12 protein-coding genes, 1 tRNA gene and 1 pseudogene are annotated in these 16,113 nt (G+C 54.3%); 4 read left to right on the top strand and 10 right to left on the bottom strand.

The window, feature by feature from the left end; translation table 11 throughout:
* Positions 1 to 172: 172 nt before the first annotated feature.
* The 5 genes and pseudogenes from ACQ29O_RS14260 to ACQ29O_RS14240 form a co-directional block, all read right to left on the bottom strand.
* Positions 173 to 370 (bottom strand): hypothetical protein, encoded by a 198-nt coding sequence (locus ACQ29O_RS14260; protein WP_001117984.1) that lies wholly within the window; start codon positions 368 to 370, stop codon positions 173 to 175.
* A gap of 161 nt (positions 371 to 531) precedes the next feature.
* Positions 532 to 885: pseudogene (locus ACQ29O_RS14255) on the bottom strand (tyrosine-type recombinase/integrase); the annotation flags it as partial.
* A 454-nt stretch (positions 886 to 1,339) separates the two neighbouring features.
* Positions 1,340 to 1,427, bottom strand: a tRNA-Ser gene (locus tag ACQ29O_RS14250).
* 148 nt (positions 1,428 to 1,575) lie between these two features.
* Complete coding sequence (locus ACQ29O_RS14245; RefSeq protein WP_000097893.1) at positions 1,576 to 2,253, bottom strand: hydrolase; 678 nt, start codon at positions 2,251 to 2,253, stop codon at positions 1,576 to 1,578.
* Between the two features lie 19 nt (positions 2,254 to 2,272).
* Positions 2,273 to 3,133 carry a pirin family protein gene (locus ACQ29O_RS14240; RefSeq protein WP_000809963.1) on the bottom strand — a complete coding sequence of 287 codons (861 nt, stop codon included), beginning with the start codon at positions 3,131 to 3,133 and terminating at the stop codon, positions 2,273 to 2,275.
* A gap of 108 nt (positions 3,134 to 3,241) precedes the next feature.
* Here ACQ29O_RS14240 and ACQ29O_RS14235 point away from each other — a divergent pair, with 108 nt between their 5' ends.
* A complete protein-coding gene (locus tag ACQ29O_RS14235; protein WP_000597924.1) occupies positions 3,242 to 4,153 on the top strand; it encodes a LysR family transcriptional regulator in 912 nt (303 codons plus the stop codon).
* 89 nt (positions 4,154 to 4,242) lie between these two features.
* On the opposite strand, the gene infA is transcribed toward ACQ29O_RS14235, so the two are convergent.
* From infA to trxB, 5 genes are all read right to left on the bottom strand, one after another.
* Entirely contained in the window at positions 4,243 to 4,461 is a 219-nt protein-coding gene (gene infA, locus ACQ29O_RS14230; protein ID WP_001040187.1) for a translation initiation factor IF-1, read from the bottom strand.
* 311 nt (positions 4,462 to 4,772) lie between these two features.
* Complete coding sequence (gene aat, locus ACQ29O_RS14225) at positions 4,773 to 5,477, bottom strand: leucyl/phenylalanyl-tRNA--protein transferase (RefSeq protein WP_001241649.1); 705 nt, start codon at positions 5,475 to 5,477, stop codon at positions 4,773 to 4,775.
* Positions 5,478 to 5,521: 44 nt separating this feature from the next.
* Positions 5,522 to 7,243: a heme ABC transporter ATP-binding protein/permease CydC gene (cydC, locus tag ACQ29O_RS14220; protein ID WP_001202262.1), complete on the bottom strand. Its 1,722-nt coding sequence runs from the start codon at positions 7,241 to 7,243 to the stop codon at positions 5,522 to 5,524.
* Positions 7,244 to 9,010, bottom strand: a complete 1,767-nt coding sequence (gene cydD / locus ACQ29O_RS14215; protein ID WP_020937051.1) for a heme ABC transporter permease/ATP-binding protein CydD — start codon at positions 9,008 to 9,010, stop codon at positions 7,244 to 7,246.
* Between the two features lie 113 nt (positions 9,011 to 9,123).
* A complete protein-coding gene (gene trxB, locus ACQ29O_RS14210) occupies positions 9,124 to 10,092 on the bottom strand; it encodes a thioredoxin-disulfide reductase (RefSeq protein ID WP_000537407.1) in 969 nt (322 codons plus the stop codon).
* A 545-nt stretch (positions 10,093 to 10,637) separates the two neighbouring features.
* Here trxB and lrp point away from each other — a divergent pair.
* The 3 genes from lrp to lolA all read left to right on the top strand — a co-directional run bounded on the left by lrp (position 10,638) and on the right by lolA (position 16,109).
* A complete protein-coding gene (gene lrp / locus ACQ29O_RS14205; protein ID WP_000228469.1) occupies positions 10,638 to 11,132 on the top strand; it encodes a leucine-responsive transcriptional regulator Lrp in 495 nt (164 codons plus the stop codon).
* A gap of 134 nt (positions 11,133 to 11,266) precedes the next feature.
* Positions 11,267 to 15,355, top strand: coding sequence for a DNA translocase FtsK (ftsK, locus tag ACQ29O_RS14200; protein WP_223557470.1), 4,089 nt, complete (start codon positions 11,267 to 11,269; stop codon positions 15,353 to 15,355).
* Positions 15,356 to 15,497: 142 nt separating this feature from the next.
* Positions 15,498 to 16,109, top strand: a complete 612-nt coding sequence (gene lolA / locus ACQ29O_RS14195) for an outer membrane lipoprotein chaperone LolA (protein WP_001519746.1) — start codon at positions 15,498 to 15,500, stop codon at positions 16,107 to 16,109.
* Positions 16,110 to 16,113 lie beyond the last annotated feature (4 nt).

Below are 16,113 nucleotides of genomic sequence, written 5' to 3'. Positions count from 1 at the left end.
GTTTTTTTACGCCGGCTAATAGTTAGCCTGATGGCGTTGTGCTCGCGGTAGGCGGACAAGGCGCTTGTAAATTGCGTCATCATCCGGTAATCGACGGGTCAAATGCGAAAAAAAAGCCCGACCCGCTGCGTGAAAAGGGATGCTGAAGCCGCTGTTACCAATGCCAAAAAAACTAATCCTCTTCTCTGAAAAGAGTAGTCTTACACTTAGCACAAAGAATTCTTCTGTGATTATCCCATACCTGTATCAAACCAACATCGCTGAATTTCTCGTGACCACAACTGTAGCAGGATATTTTGCTCATATTGTGTTTTTTAATATATTCATCTTTGGTGGGAAGTTGCTTCCAGTAGCCTATCAGTCCGGGCATAACCTCTCCTCGAGTGGGTTATGTAATTTGCAAATTATGATAATAATCATATAAGAAATAGTTTAGTATGAAATTATTACTTATCACATTTTCGAAAGCGAATGCTATTAGCATCACACTTTCTACGTTGTTATCAACGATAATGCTTTCGTATAGGTAGCTTAGCTGTTGGCAGTGCTATACCCCGTCCAATCATCCATCAACGCCACCCGTTTAGGCCATAACGTCCCACGCTGATACGCTGCTTCAGCCTTATCTGCCAACTGGTGCGCCAACGCATGTTCAATAACCTCACGTTGATAATCCGTTGCTTCACCAGCCCACTCACGGAAAGTAGAACGGAAGCCATGTTGCGTTAAGTCGATATATCCCATTCGTTTCAATACAGCCAATAACGACATATCAGAAAGTGTTTCAGCGCGAGGGGCAGGGAATACATGATTGTTATCTTTTAATCGTGGTAAATCTTTTAACAAATCAACAGCAGCATCAGACAGAGGAACTCGGTGCTTTTTTACTACCGAGAGATACTTATGCAAACTTTTCTAAAGCGTTTCAGGTAGGGAAGTAGGGCTGTTTTACACAATCTATAGTAAGTTTGGTGTAGCAACCAAAGGTCCAAAAACAAACCTTTCATCAGGAAAATCACAGTAAAAACAAGAAGTTTAGATACAAAAGCCCGTACTTTCGTACGAGCTCTTTCTTGAATATGGCGGTGAGGGGGGGATTTACTCGCTTTGCTCGCCCCTTCGGGCAGTCTCCTCGCAGGCTCGTCGTCTGTCCAACTGGCTGCGCCGCTACTCAGCCCATCCCTGGGCCTCGCCCCTTCGGGGCCAGAGCAAGCTCTGTTCAAAAACGCTCCCGGCGTTTTTGTGTCGAACCCCGGTCGGTGGTTCTCATCCCCCCTTAGTTTGGGGGATATATATAAGCAAAAAGCCCGTACTTCTGTACAGGCTCTCAACTTGAATATGGCGGTGAGGGGGGGATTCGAACCCCCGATACGTTGCCGTATACACACTTTCCAGGCGTGCTCCTTCAGCCACTCGGACACCTCACCATATTGTATTGCTGCCTGACCGCTTGGGGGGCAACGGGGCGCTACTATAGGGAGTTGCGCTAAAACGGTCAAGCAGAATTTACATATTCACTGTCGTTTGCTCATGCAATAGACATAATCCCCGCCCAAACTGGCGCGGGGAGGCAAATTAGCGCTGTGAATCCAACATTTCGTTGTTTTTCACCACATCCTGCGCTTTGCTGTAGCTTTCTATCAGCAGTTGATAGGCCGGGAATACCTGAGTATAAACGTCGGCCCACGCGGCGGCGTCTTCACGGTTCCAGGTGCCTTGCAGCTCAGAGGCGACTGCGGCAGTATCCATCGGTACGACGCCAGCCTGTACGATACGCGCCAGGGTGATCTCCTGCGCCATCTTACTGTAGGTACCGGATGCGTCGATCACGGCAAATACCTTATAACCTTCCGCTACCGCGCTAATGGCCGGGAATGCCATGCACACGCTGGTAATCGTCCCGGCAATGATCAGCGTCTTACGACCCGTCGCTTTTACCGCCTTAACGAAATCTTCGTTATCCCAGGCGTTAATTTCACCTTTACGCGCAATGTACTGCGCATGTGGCGCATTAGCGTGGATCTCCGGGATCAGCGGGCCGTTCGGACCTTGCGGTACGGATGCCGTGGTAATGACCGGCATTTTCGCTAACGTCGCCATCTTCGCCAACGCCGCGGCGCGAGCGCGTAATTCCGGCATTGGCATATCGCCTACGGTCTGGAAAAGACCGCTTTGATGATCGATTAAAAGCATCACGGAATCGTTAACATCAATTACCGGGCGCAAACCATTAAAATTAGCAGGACTTGACATCGTGTTCTCCTTCATGTTTTCAGATTTGGCCAAAACGGCCGGAGTTGAAATCGCGGACTGCTTCTGCGATCTCTTGTTTCGTGTTCATAACAAATGGGCCGTAACCCACAATCGGTTCATTCAGCGGCTCGCCTGATAACAGCAATACGCTGGCGTCGCTGCTGGCCTCAAGGTGCAGCGTTTTCCCTTGCTGGCTCAATACCACCAGTTGCGCTTCGTTGACCGGCGTCGTGCCGTTCACCGTGATATTGCCTTTCAGTACCACCAGCGCGGTGCTCCATCCTTCCGGCTGTGCCAATGTAAGCTGGCGATTGCGTTGCAGGCGCATATCCCAGACATTGAGCGGCGAGAAAGTGTGCGCCGGGCCTTTTGTCTCTTCATAACGCCCTGCAATGACCCGCACGACTCCGGCGTCATCCGGTAACGTAACGGTCGGGATAACATCGTGGGTAATGCTTTGATAACCCGGGGTGGTCATTTTGTCCTTCATTGGAAGGTTAACCCACAACTGCACCATTTCCAGTTCGCCGCCCCGACGGGTAAACGCGTCGGAATGGAACTCTTCATGCAAAATGCCTGCGCCTGCGGTCATCCACTGAACGTCGCCCGGGCCGATAACGCCGCCGCGACCGGTAGAGTCCCGATGCTCGACTTCGCCACTATAAACAATCGTCACGGTCTCGAAACCGCGGTGTGGATGCTCCCCAGCGCCGCGTTTTTCATTACCCGGCGTAAATGTGTGCGGCCCGGCATAATCCAGCAGCAGGAAGGGACTCAACTGCTGCGCATGTGACTGATAAGAAAAGAGTGAACGAACCGGAAATCCATCGCCAACCCAGTGCGGGCGAGGTGCGGTATAGACGCCTGTAATCTGTTTCATGGTGTTCTCCTCAGTGGCGTTGTCTTGATGTGAATAAGCTTATATTCATGACAAAAGCTTCGGTAGTGGCTAAAATGGCTCATACCGTTCCATTAATAGGACAATGTAATGATAAAAACGGATCTCAATGATTTTGCGTGGTTTGTGCATGTGGTCGAAGAGGGTGGGTTTGCCGCGGCGGGGCGTGCGCTTGATGAACCAAAATCAAAACTGAGCCGGCGTATTGCGCAACTGGAGGAACGGCTGGGCGTGCGATTGATTCAGCGAACCACCCGGCAGTTTAACGTTACCGAAGTGGGACAAACATTCTATGAGCACTGTAAAGCGATGCTGGTGGAAGCTCAGGCGGCGCAGGATGCCATTGCCGCATTGCAGGTAGAGCCTCGCGGTATCGTGAAGCTGACCTGCCCGGTGACGCTGCTGCATGTACACATCGGCCCAATGCTGGCGAAGTTTATGGCGCGTTATCCTGATGTTTCGCTACAGCTTGAAGCGACCAATCGTCGGGTGGACGTCGTAGGGGAGGGGGTGGATGTGGCGATTCGCGTCAGGCCGCGCCCGTTTGAAGATAGCGACCTGGTGATGCACGTCCTGGCTGACAGAGGGCATCGCCTGTTTGCCAGCCCGGATCTTATCGCACGGATGGGAATCCCTTCCGCGCCGGCGGAGTTGAGCCATTGGCCAGGGCTAAGTCTTGCATCCGGCAAGCATATTCACCGCTGGGAACTTTATGGCCCGCAGGGCGCACGTGCGGAAGTCCATTTTACCCCGCGTATGATTACCACCGACATGTTGGCGCTACGCGAGGCGGCGATGGCGGGCGTGGGGCTTGTGCAGCTATCTGTCTTAATGGTGAAAGAACAACTGGCCGCCGGTGAACTGGTTGCGGTGCTGGAAGAGTGGGAGCCCCGGCGGGAGGTTATTCATGCTGTGTTCCCATCCCGGCGAGGGCTATTACCTTCCGTACGTGCGTTGGTCGATTTTTTGACGGAAGAGTATGCGCGGATGGTGGAAGAGTAACCTGCTCGTCATTCATCGACTTAATGGACGCAAAAAAGCCGGTTAAACCGACCTTTTATCCAGCCGCCCTTCAGGGCGTGAGGAGACAATTAGCGACTACGGAAGACAATGCGGCCTTTGCTCAGGTCGTACGGGGTCAGCTCAACGGTCACTTTGTCGCCCGTCAGGATGCGGATGTAGTTCTTACGCATTTTACCGGAGATGTGTGCAGTAACCACGTGACCGTTTTCTAACTCTACGCGGAACATGGTATTAGGTAACGTTTCGAGAACGGTACCTTGCATTTCAATATTGTCTTCTTTGGCCATCTAATCCTCTGGGGTATCACTACCATAATTTGAACCGGCAAGATAATGCCGAACTTCTTTTGATAAGTAAAGATTTGTGCGTTTAAAACACAGCAAACAAAGTTTAGCACATGATTCCGCGACACACGACAACGCCGCGTTATACACCTTTTCCCTGATACTACCGCCTGATGAATCGACATAAGCGCAACATATAAGGGAGCGGTGAAATAAACGATGGGCGTTACCTGACAACGGGCTGCGGGATAATGAGCTAAACCAATTCTGCGGCAGCAATTATAACACCCCAATAAAAAATGTGCCGAAAACATTCACTTCCGGGGCAAAAATAATGTCCGCGGCACCCAAAAACGGGAGGCCAGCGGCTGTTGGCGTAAGGCCGCGAGGTGATCGAGGTAGTCACGACGTGGAATTTCAATGGCACCGAGCGAGGCGGTATGACTATTAAGTACCTGACAATCAATAAGTTTACCGCCGTGACGGATAAATTCAGCGCAAAAAACCAGCAGTGCGGTTTTAGAGGCATTCTCCTGGCGGCTAAACATCGATTCGCCGCAAAACAGCGCCCCCTGCGAGACGCCATACATCCCGCCGACCAGTTCCCGATCGCGCCACACTTCAATGGAGTGCGCGTGGCCCAATTCATGTAATCGGCGATAGGCTTCCTCAATACCACGCGTTATCCAGGTGCCTTCGTCACGGTGATTGGCGCATCCATCAATGACCCGATCGAAAGCGTAATTGAGCGTCACGCGGTAAGGGGATGCGTTGTGAAAGCGCTTCATGCTGCGACTGAGGTGAAACTTTTCAGGCCACAGCACGGCGCGCGGATCGGGCGACCACCACAGAATCGGGTCGCCCGGCGAAAACCACGGGAAAATCCCGTGCTGGTAGGCCATTAACAACCGGGCAGGGCTGAGATCGCCGCCCAGCGCCAGTAAACCGTTAGGCTCGCGTAAAGCGCCTTCCGGCGAAGGGAAGGCGATAGAATGTCGGGAAAGCTGAACCAGACGCATGACGGCGAAACTCCAGTACGCAAGTCGGATCGTTCAATAATAGCTTACAGACGTTGTTTAAACTGATAATAGCGCCCTTGTCCGGCTAACAATTCTGCATGAGTGCCTCGCTCAATGATGCGCCCGTCGTCCATTACGATGATTTGATCAAAACGGGCCAGGCCGCGCAAACGGTGCGTCACCATCAGGACGGTTTTCTCGCGCATCACATCGGCAAGTAATTCCAGCATTTCGCTCTCGGTGGTCGCATCCAGCCCCTCAGTGGGCTCATCCAACAGCATTAACGGAGCATCATGCAACAGCGCGCGGGCGATGGCCAGACGACGAAGTTCGCCGCCGGATAGCAGACGACCGCCTTCGCCGAGCCAGCTATTAAGCCCACTATCTTCGAGCAGATTTTCGAGGCCGACGTGACGCAGCATATCGGAAAGGGCTTCGTCGCTGGCATTGGGCGCCGCCAGTAATAAATTATCACGCAGCGTGGCGCTGAACAGGTGGACACGCTGCGGCACCACGCTGATAGTCCGGCGTAAGGCGGATTCGCTCAACGAGGATAGCGGAAGATCGTTGAGCAGAATTTCGCCTTGTTGCGGGTCCCAGGCGCGGGTGAGTAGCTGCAACAGCGTTGATTTTCCGCAGCCGGTACGCCCCAGAATAGCGACATGCTCGCCAGGATTAGCCTGTAATGAGAGGGCATTGAGCGCATTAATCGGCTGGCCGGGATAACGAAACGAAACGTCCCGCAGGGTGAGTGTGACCTTTTCCGGCGCGGGAGTTTCTGATTGCGGAAAGGTCACCTCCGGTTTTTGCTCCGTTAATTCAGTGATACGAAGCGCAGAGGCGATAACCTGCCCCAGATGCTGGAATGCGCCGGTAACGGGCGCAAGCGCCTCGAAAGCCGCCAGCGCGCAGAAGACAAACAGCGCGATGAGCGCGCCGGGCTGCGTATTGCCGCCAACGCCGCCGGAGGCCATCCACAACATTAACATCACCGCCAGCGCACCAATCAGCAGCATTAACGCCTGCGATAAGGCGGTGAGTTCAGACTGTCGGCGTTGGGCCTCATGCCATTGTAATTCGGTGGCTTCCATTTGCGCCCGATAGCGTTTGCTGGCGCCAAAAATGGTGAGTTCCGCCTGGCCCTGTAACCATGACGTGAGCTGCTGGCGATACTGACCGCGTAGATGCGTCAGATTTTGGCCGGTATTTTTGCCGGCGCGATAAAACACCGGCGGCATAATAAACAGCGTCAACAGCATAATGCCGCCCAGCGTGATCGCCAGCGTCACGTCGAGAACGCTAAGCCCCAGGGTGACAATCATAATCACTACAAAAGCGCCGACCAGCGGGGAGATGACGCGCAAATAGAGATGATCCAGCGTGTCAACGTCGGCAACGATGCGGTTCAGCAGTTCACCTTGCTGATATCGCGCCAGACCCGCGGGGGAGAGCGGTAAAAGTTTGCTAAAGGTATAAATACGCAGATGTTGCAGCACGCGGAACGTGGCGTCATGACTTACCAGACGTTCAAAATAACGACCAGCGGTACGGGTAATGGCCGCGCCGCGCACGCCGGCTGCCGGGAGCATATAGTTAAAACTGTAAATTCCCGCGAAGCCTGCGATAGCGGACGCGGACAGGAACCAGCCGGAAAGCGTCAGCAGCCCGATACTGGCAAGCAGGGTCAGGATTGCCAGCGCAATTCCCAGCGTTAGCATCCATTTATGGCGTTTATAAAGCGTCAGATAAGGGAGTAGCGCGCGCATTTAAATATCCTCCTGACGATGAGCCAATAACGTCGCAAAAGCGCCGTTGGCGGCGCTGAGTTCGGCATAACTGCCTTGTTCGACAATCGCGCCATCTTGCATAACCCAGATAGCGTCCCAGTCGGCGAGATCTTCCAACTGATGCGTCACCATTAATGTGGTCTGGCGTTTTGACGCCGCTTTTAACGCCTGCATGACGCGTTGCTCGCTGTGAGCGTCCAGGCTTGCCGCCGGTTCATCCAGCAGTAGCAGTTGACAGGGATTAAGTAGCGCACGGGCGACCGCTACACGCTGTGCCTGGCCGACGGAAAGTCTGCTGGCATGATTGCCGAGCGGGGTGTCTACTCCCTGCGGCAGCAGCGGTAAAAACTCGCTTACCCATGCGGCGTCAAGCGCGGCATAAAGTTCCTGCTCGCTGGCGTCCGGGCGCGCCAGTAATACATTTTCGCGTAGCGTCGCCGCAGGTAATTGCGGGTTTTGCCCAACCCAGGAGAGATGCTGGCGCCAGGATTCCGGCGAGAGATCGCGAAGCTCGACACCGTTAATACGCAAAGATCCCTGATAGGAGAGAAAACCGGATAATACATTCAACAGAGAGCTTTTACCGGAACCGCTGCGTCCTACCAGGACGGCGCGTTCTCCTGCCGCTAATGAGAAATTCAGCGGCCCGGCAAGCGTTTTGCCTTCTGGCGAGGTGATAATAAGATTGACTGCGTCAATGGTTACAGGTTCGTTTTCCGCCAGCTCAACTTCGCCGCGCGCCGGGTGGGCGAGGGGTGTTTCCAGAAACGTCTTCAGACTATCCGCCGCGCCAACCGCCTGCGCCTTAGCATGATAAAACGTGCCGAGGTCGCGTAATGGCTGGAAAAACTCCGGCGCGAGGATCAAGGCGAGGAACCCGGCGGCGAGCGTCACGCCGGTACCGTAATGACCAAAGTTCAGCTCGCCCAGGTAAGAGAAGCCAAAATAAACGGCGACCAGCGCAATAGAAAGCGAGGTGAAAAATTCCAGCACGCCGGAAGATAAAAAGGCGAGGCGCAGTACTTCCATCGTGCGCTGACGAAAATCCTGCGATGCTGCGCGAATGCTCTCGGTTTCCGCTTCTCCACGACCGAAAATTCGCAGCGTTTCCATCCCGCGCAGACGGTCAAGAAAATGGCCGCTTAGCCGGGCAAGCGCCAGGAAATTGCGGCGGTTGGCGTCAGCCGCGCCCATCCCCACCATCGCCATAAATAGGGGAATTAGCGGGGCGGTGCCCAGCAGAATCAGCGCTGCCGCCCAGTTTGACGGGAAAATCGCCGCCACGATTAAGAGCGGTACGCAAACGGCAAGCGCCATTTGCGGCAGATAGCGCGCATAATAGTCATGCATATCGTCAATCTGCTCCAACACCAGCGTCGCCCAGCTACCGGCTGGCTTGCCCTGAATCCTGGCTGGGCCGGCTTGCTGCAGACGATCCAACACCTGACGGCGGATCTCAAAGCGAATATGTTGTCCGGCATGAAAACCGACGCGCTCGCGCAACCACACCACCCAGGCGCGGAGGACAAAGACCAGTATCAGCAGGATAAAAGGGAGCAACAGCGCTTCCCGTGGAATGTTCTCCATGATCATATGTTGCAGGATACGCGCCATGATCCAGGCCTGAGCGACAATTAATACGCCACTCATGAACCCCAACAGGCGGGAAATATTCAACCACCGTTGGGAGATTACGCTTTGCTGTTTTAACCAGCGGGTCAGCTCTTTTTGACGGGTTTTATTCATTGCACGCTTAGCAGGTGAGTTATTGGAATTTCAGGCAGGGCAATGTTACAACGACGCAAAAATAAAGGCGACTTATAGTCGCCTTTTTTACTTTTGTTACTGATTTGTAAAAACTATTTGCTCGCGTCGGCCAGACCATCGAGATAGCGTTCAGCATCCAGCGCCGCCATACAGCCCGTACCTGCAGAGGTGATCGCCTGACGGTAAATATGATCCATGACGTCACCCGCCGCGAATACGCCAGGGATGCTGGTTTGTGTGGCGTTGCCATGGGTGCCGGACTGAACTTTGATATAACCATTTTCCAGCTCAAGCTGGCCTTCGAAGAGCGCCGTGTTTGGGCTATGACCGATGGCTACGAAAAGTCCGGCGATGTCCAGCGTCTCGATATTATCGCTCTGCTGCGTGTCGCGAAGACGCAGACCGGTGACGCCCATCTGATCGCCGGTCACTTCTTCCAGCGTCCGGTTGGTGTGCAGAATGATATTGCCATTTTCGACTTTATCCATCAGGCGCTTAATGAGGATTTTTTCAGCGCGGAAACCGTCACGGCGATGGATAAGGTGCACTTCCGAAGCGATGTTGGACAGATAAAGCGCTTCTTCAACCGCGGTGTTGCCGCCGCCGATCACCGCTACTTTCTGATTGCGGTAGAAGAAACCGTCGCAGGTTGCGCAGGCGGAAACGCCGCGCCCTTTAAAGGCTTCTTCCGATGGCAGCCCCAGATAGCGCGCGGAAGCGCCGGTCGCAATGATCAACGCATCACAAGTGTACTCTGCGCTGTCACCTGTCAGACGGAACGGACGATTTTGCAGATCCACGTTGTTGATGTGATCAAAAATTATCTCGGTTTCAAATTTTGCCGCATGTTCATGCATGCGTTCCATCAGCAGCGGGCCGGTCAAATCGTTTGGATCGCCGGGCCAGTTTTCCACTTCCGTCGTGGTAGTCAGTTGACCGCCTTTTTCCATACCGGTAATAAGTACCGGCTGTAAATTTGCGCGCGCGGCATACACCGCCGCGGTATATCCCGCCGGTCCTGAGCCCAGAATAAGCAGCTTACTGTGTTTGGTCGTGCCCATGAGATCCCCATAGTTGTTGGCAGACAATGAGCAGAATTGTAGGGAATTTACAGACGTAAAAAAAGAGCATAACGATTTTGTTAACAATATGTGTAATAGCATGAACCGATGAACGGCCGCGACAGCGACGTTATCATCACAAACTTTAATTAAAATCGGTAACTTATAAGGTGACGAAATGACAGTTTACCGCCCTCTCTAATGAATAACTGGCATGTTGTACTAAAAATCGATGTTTTGCTTTGACAATCACCTGCTGTTTTGCGAAAACATTCGAGGAAGAAAAAACTGTGTTATGTATGTGCTGCATAATCATGCATGTAAATACCATGTTTACCGGGCTAGTGAAATCTACGCATGGCGTGGACAGACGCCATTCGTGATGTCGATAGCTGCCGCGAGGCAACGGTCTTCTCACCATAGACCAGGCATTGCGCGCCGTTAATCCCTCTGGGTTTCGGTCTATCGTGATGGGCAGCGACTCTGAACAGTGATGTGAGTAGAGTCAGGCAGGAGTAGGGAAGGAATACAGAGAGACAATAATAATGGTAGATAGCAAGAAGCGCCCTGGCAAAGATCTCGACCGTATCGATCGTAACATTCTTAATGAACTGCAAAAGGATGGGCGTATTTCCAACGTCGAGCTTTCTAAACGAGTAGGACTTTCGCCGACACCTTGCCTTGAGCGTGTGCGTCGGCTGGAGCGACAGGGGTTTATCCAGGGCTATACGGCGCTGTTGAACCCGCATTATCTGGATGCGTCACTTCTGGTATTCGTTGAGATTACCTTAAATCGCGGCGCGCCGGATGTGTTTGAACAGTTTAATGCCGCCGTGCAAAAGCTTGAAGAGATTCAGGAGTGTCATTTGGTTTCCGGCGATTTCGACTACCTGTTGAAAACCCGTGTACCGGATATGTCAGCGTATCGAAAACTATTGGGAGAGACGTTGCTGCGCTTGCCAGGTGTGAACGACACCCGAACTTACGTAGTGATGGAAGAGGTAAAACAGAGTAATCGTCTGGTTATTAAGACACGCTAACACGGAACAGGTGCAAAATCGCTGTAGTTTGATTACACTCCTATTAATCCATACAGCAACAGTGCCGGGGTAACCCGGTGCTGTTGTCCGTTTTAGCATCGGGCGGGAAAAGCCTGGAACCTGGAGAGCCTTTTTTGAGCCAGGAATATACTGAAGACAAAGACGTCACATTGACGAAGTTAAGCAGCGGGCGCCGACTTCTGGAAGCGTTGTTGATACTTATTGCCCTTTTTGCCGTCTGGTTGATGGCGGCCTTGTTGAGCTTTAACCCTTCGGACCCCAGTTGGTCGCAAACCGCCTGGCATGAACCCATCCATAATTTAGGCGGCGCGCCGGGCGCGTGGCTGGCCGATACACTGTTCTTTATTTTTGGCGTAATGGCCTACACCATCCCTGTCATTATTGTCGGCGGGTGTTGGTTTGCGTGGCGTCATCAGTCTACGGATGATTACATCGACTATTTTGCTGTGTCGCTACGCCTTATCGGCGTGCTGGCGCTGATTCTCACTTCCTGCGGTCTGGCGGCCATTAATGCCGACGATATCTGGTATTTCGCCTCTGGCGGCGTAATTGGCAGCCTGTTAAGCACCACGCTGCAGCCGTTGTTGCATAGTAGCGGCGGAACGATAATGCTTCTCTGTATTTGGGCTGCCGGGCTGACGCTCTTTACCGGCTGGTCCTGGGTCAGTATCGCCGAAAAATTAGGCGGCTGGCTGCTTAATATACTGACCTTCGCCAGCAACCGTACCCGGCGTGATGATACGTGGGTTGACGACGAAGAGTATGATGACGAATACGATGAAGAAACCGACGGCGTGCAGCGTGAATCTCGCCGGGCGCGTATTTTGCGCGGCGCGTTGGCGCGTCGTAAGCGACTGGCTGAAAAATTCAGCAATCCACGGGGCCGTCAGACCGATGCCGCGCTCTTTTCCGGCAAACGGATGGATGATGACGAGGACATTCAGTATAGCGCGCGCGGCGTCGCTGCCGATCCCGACGACGTTCTGTTTTCGGGCAACCGTGCGACGCAGCCGGAATATGATGAATATGATCCGCTGTTAAACGGCCATTCTGTCACCGAACCGGTCGCCGCCGCTGCGGCTGCAACTGCCGTCACCCAGACGTGGGCAGCGTCCGCCGATCCCATAATGCAAACGCCGCCCATGCCTGGGGCTGAGCCGGTTGTCGCGCAACCGACCGTGGAGTGGCAGCCCGTACCGGGGCCGCAAACCGGCGAACCGGTTATCGCGCCTGCGCCGGAGGGGTATCAGCCGCATCCGCAATATGCTCAACCGCAAGAGGCGCAAAGTGCGCCGTGGCAGCAACCTGTGCCTGTCGCTTCCGCGCCGCAATACGCCGCGACGCCAGCGACCGCAGCAGAATATGACTCTCTTGCGCCGCAGGAAACACAGCCGCAATGGCAGGCGCCGGATGCCGAACAACACTGGCAGCCGGAGCCGACCCATCAGCCGGAGCCGGTTTATCAGCCGGAGCCGATAGCGGCTGAACCTTCCCACATGCCGCCGCCGGTTATCGAACAGCCGGTTGCCACCGAGCCTGAACCTGACACAGAAGAGACCAGACCCGCCCGTCCTCCGCTTTACTATTTTGAAGAGGTGGAAGAGAAACGCGCCCGTGAGCGCGAACAACTGGCGGCATGGTATCAACCGATTCCGGAGCCGGTAAAAGAGAACGTGCCGGTCAAACCTACGGTATCTGTCGCGCCGTCCATACCGCCAGTGGAAGCGGTAGCCGCCGCCGCGTCGCTTGACGCAGGTATTAAGAGTGGCGCCCTGGCAGCAGGCGCCGCGGCCGCTGCGCCTGCATTTAGTCTGGCTACCGGCGGCGCGCCGCGTCCGCAGGTGAAAGAGGGGATTGGTCCGCAACTGCCGCGTCCGAACCGCGTTCGCGTGCCGACCCGACGGGAACTGGCATCGTACGGTATTAAGCTGCCGTCACAGAGGATTGCAGAAGAAAAAGCCCGCGAGGCGGAGCGCAATCAGTACGAGACGGGCGCGCAGCTAACCGATGAAGAAATAGATGCAATGCATCAGGACGAGTTAGCCCGTCAGTTTGCGCAGTCGCAGCAGCATCGTTATGGTGAAACGTATCAGCATGATACTCAACAGGCAGAAGATGACGATACCGCTGCGGAAGCTGAATTAGCCCGCCAGTTTGCCGCTTCGCAACAGCAGCGCTATTCCGGCGAGCAACCCGCTGGCGCGCAGCCGTTCTCACTGGACGATCTGGATTTCTCGCCAATGAAAGTATTGGTTGATGAAGGTCCGCACGAACCGCTGTTCACGCCGGGTGTCATGCCCGAGTCAACGCCTGTTCAGCAACCTGTAGCGCCGCAGCCGCAGTATCAGCAGCCGCAGCAACCGGTAGCGCCGCAGCCTCAGCCGCAGTATCAGCAGCCGCAGCAACCGGTAGCGCCGCAGCCTCAGCCACAGTACCAGCAGCCGCAACAGCCGGTAGCGCCGCAACCGCAGTATCAGCAGCCGCAGCAGCCGGTAGCGCCTCAGCCGCAGTATCAGCAGCCGCAACAGCCGGTAGCGCCGCAGCCGCAGTATCAGCAGCCGCAGCAGCCGGTAGCGCCGCAGCCGCAGTATCAGCAGCCGCAGCAGCCGGTAGCGCCGCAGCCACAGTATCAGCAGCCGCAACAGCCGACAGCGCCGCAAGACAGCTTGATCCACCCGCTGTTGATGCGTAACGGCGACAGTCGTCCATTACAGCGTCCGACGACTCCGCTGCCTTCGTTAGATCTTCTGACGCCGCCGCCGAGCGAAGTTGAACCGGTAGATACCTTTGCGCTGGAACAAATGGCGCGTCTGGTTGAAGCGCGTCTGGCGGATTTCCGCATTAAAGCTGATGTGGTGAACTATTCGCCAGGCCCGGTCATTACTCGCTTTGAACTGAATCTGGCCCCGGGCGTTAAAGCGGCGCGTATCTCCAACCTTTCCCGGGATCTGGCGCGCTCATTGTCAACGGTAGCCGTACGCGTTGTGGAAGTCATTCCAGGCAAACCTTACGTAGGGTTGGAATTGCCGAACAAGAAACGGCAAACCGTTTATCTGCGCGAAGTGTTGGATAACGCCAAATTCCGCGAGAATCCGTCGCCGCTTACCGTGGTGTTAGGTAAGGATATCGCGGGCGATCCGGTAGTGGCGGATCTGGCGAAAATGCCTCACCTGCTGGTGGCCGGTACGACCGGTTCCGGTAAGTCGGTCGGGGTTAACGCCATGATCCTCAGTATGCTGTATAAAGCGCAGCCGGAAGACGTTCGCTTTATCATGATCGACCCGAAAATGTTAGAACTCTCGGTCTATGAAGGTATACCGCATCTACTGACAGAAGTTGTTACCGACATGAAAGACGCGGCTAACGCGTTACGCTGGAGCGTCAATGAGATGGAGCGTCGCTATAAGCTGATGTCCGCGCTCGGCGTGCGTAATCTGGCTGGTTATAACGAGAAAATCGCCGAAGCGGCCCGCATGGGACGCCCGATTCCGGACCCGTACTGGAAGCCGGGCGACAGTATGGATGTTCAGCATCCGGTTCTGGAAAAACTGCCGTATATCGTGGTACTGGTTGATGAATTTGCCGACCTGATGATGACCGTCGGTAAAAAAGTTGAAGAGTTGATCGCGCGTCTGGCGCAGAAAGCGCGCGCCGCGGGGATTCACCTGGTACTGGCGACGCAGCGTCCGTCGGTCGATGTGATTACTGGTTTAATTAAAGCCAACATTCCAACCCGTATCGCTTTTACCGTATCCAGCAAGATCGACTCCCGCACCATTCTTGATCAGGGTGGCGCTGAGTCGTTATTGGGAATGGGGGACATGCTCTATTCCGGACCAAACTCCACCATGCCGGTACGTGTCCATGGGGCGTTTGTGCGTGACCAGGAAGTCCATGCGGTGGTGCAGGACTGGAAAGCGCGCGGTCGTCCGCAATATGTGGATGGCATTACCTCCGACAGCGAAAGCGAAGGTGGCGGTGGCGGTTTTGACGGCGGCGAAGAATTAGATGCGCTATTCGATCAGGCCGTTAATTTCGTCACCCAGAAGCGTAAAGCGTCCATTTCCGGCGTTCAGCGTCAGTTCCGCATCGGCTATAACCGTGCGGCGCGTATTATCGAACAGATGGAAGCGCAGGGTATTGTCAGCGCTCAGGGGCATAACGGTAATCGTGAAGTGCTGGCTCCGCCGCCTTTTGAGTAAACCTGTAAGCCGGATGGCGCTGTGCAGGCTGCCATCCGGCAACAAAATTCAGTATTTTCTTCTTTCCTCATGCTGATTTTTGGCCTGGAATAGAAAGCAAAAGGAGCTCCTGGTCGGGAGTGTCGAAACCTGAGGAATAATGATGAAAAAAATGGCAATCGCCTGTGCATTACTTTCAAGCGTTGTAGCCAGCAGCGTATGGGCTGACGCCGCCAGCTCTCTGAAAAGCCGTCTGGATAAAGTGAGCAGCTTTCATGCCACCTTTACTCAAAAAGTCACCGATGGCAGCGGTGCCGCGGTGCAGGAGGGACAGGGTGATTTATGGGTTAAGCGGCCAAATCTATTCAACTGGCATATGACGCAACCTGACGAGAGTATTCTGGTTTCTGACGGCAAAACGTTATGGTTCTATAACCCGTTTGTAGAACAGGCTACCGCCACGTGGTTGAAAGATGCCACTGGAAATACACCGTTTATGCTGATTGCCCGCAACCAGGCCAGCGACTGGCAGCAGTATAATATTAAGCAGGATGGCGATAATTTTGTGCTGACGCCGAAAGCCAGCAACGGCAATCTGAAACAGTTCACCATCAATGTGGGACGCGACGGGACTATCCACCAGTTTAGCGCCGTAGAACAAGACGATCAGCGTAGCGCCTATCAGCTAAAATCCCAGCAAAACGGCGCTGTTGATCCGTCAAAATTTACGTTTACTCCGCCGCAAGGGGTAACGATAGACGACCAACGTAAGTAGAGGC

Origin of the sequence: Salmonella sp. GDC200615 (assembly GCF_050574145.1) — a bacterium.
GTDB classification, from domain to species: Bacteria; Pseudomonadota; Gammaproteobacteria; order Enterobacterales; family Enterobacteriaceae; genus Salmonella; species Salmonella enterica.
Note: the sequence above shows the minus strand (reverse complement) of the source record. Positions and strands in the feature narration are given on the sequence as shown.

Excerpts from the sequence above, each read along its gene's own strand:
- ACQ29O_RS14260 (WP_001117984.1), bottom strand. The coding sequence starts at position 370 with ATGCCCGGACTGATAGGCTACTGGAAGCAACTTCCCACCAAAGATGAA.
- ACQ29O_RS14245 (WP_000097893.1), bottom strand. The coding sequence starts at position 2,253 with ATGTCAAGTCCTGCTAATTTTAATGGTTTGCGCCCGGTAATTGATGTT.
- ACQ29O_RS14240 (WP_000809963.1), bottom strand. The coding sequence starts at position 3,133 with ATGAAACAGATTACAGGCGTCTATACCGCACCTCGCCCGCACTGGGTT.
- ACQ29O_RS14235 (WP_000597924.1), top strand. The coding sequence starts at position 3,242 with ATGATAAAAACGGATCTCAATGATTTTGCGTGGTTTGTGCATGTGGTC.
- infA (WP_001040187.1), bottom strand. The coding sequence starts at position 4,461 with ATGGCCAAAGAAGACAATATTGAAATGCAAGGTACCGTTCTCGAAACG.
- aat (WP_001241649.1), bottom strand. The coding sequence starts at position 5,477 with ATGCGTCTGGTTCAGCTTTCCCGACATTCTATCGCCTTCCCTTCGCCG.
- cydC (WP_001202262.1), bottom strand. The coding sequence starts at position 7,243 with ATGCGCGCGCTACTCCCTTATCTGACGCTTTATAAACGCCATAAATGG.
- cydD (WP_020937051.1), bottom strand. The coding sequence starts at position 9,010 with ATGAATAAAACCCGTCAAAAAGAGCTGACCCGCTGGTTAAAACAGCAA.
- trxB (WP_000537407.1), bottom strand. The coding sequence starts at position 10,092 with ATGGGCACGACCAAACACAGTAAGCTGCTTATTCTGGGCTCAGGACCG.
- lrp (WP_000228469.1), top strand. The coding sequence starts at position 10,638 with ATGGTAGATAGCAAGAAGCGCCCTGGCAAAGATCTCGACCGTATCGAT.
- lolA (WP_001519746.1), top strand. The coding sequence starts at position 15,498 with ATGAAAAAAATGGCAATCGCCTGTGCATTACTTTCAAGCGTTGTAGCC.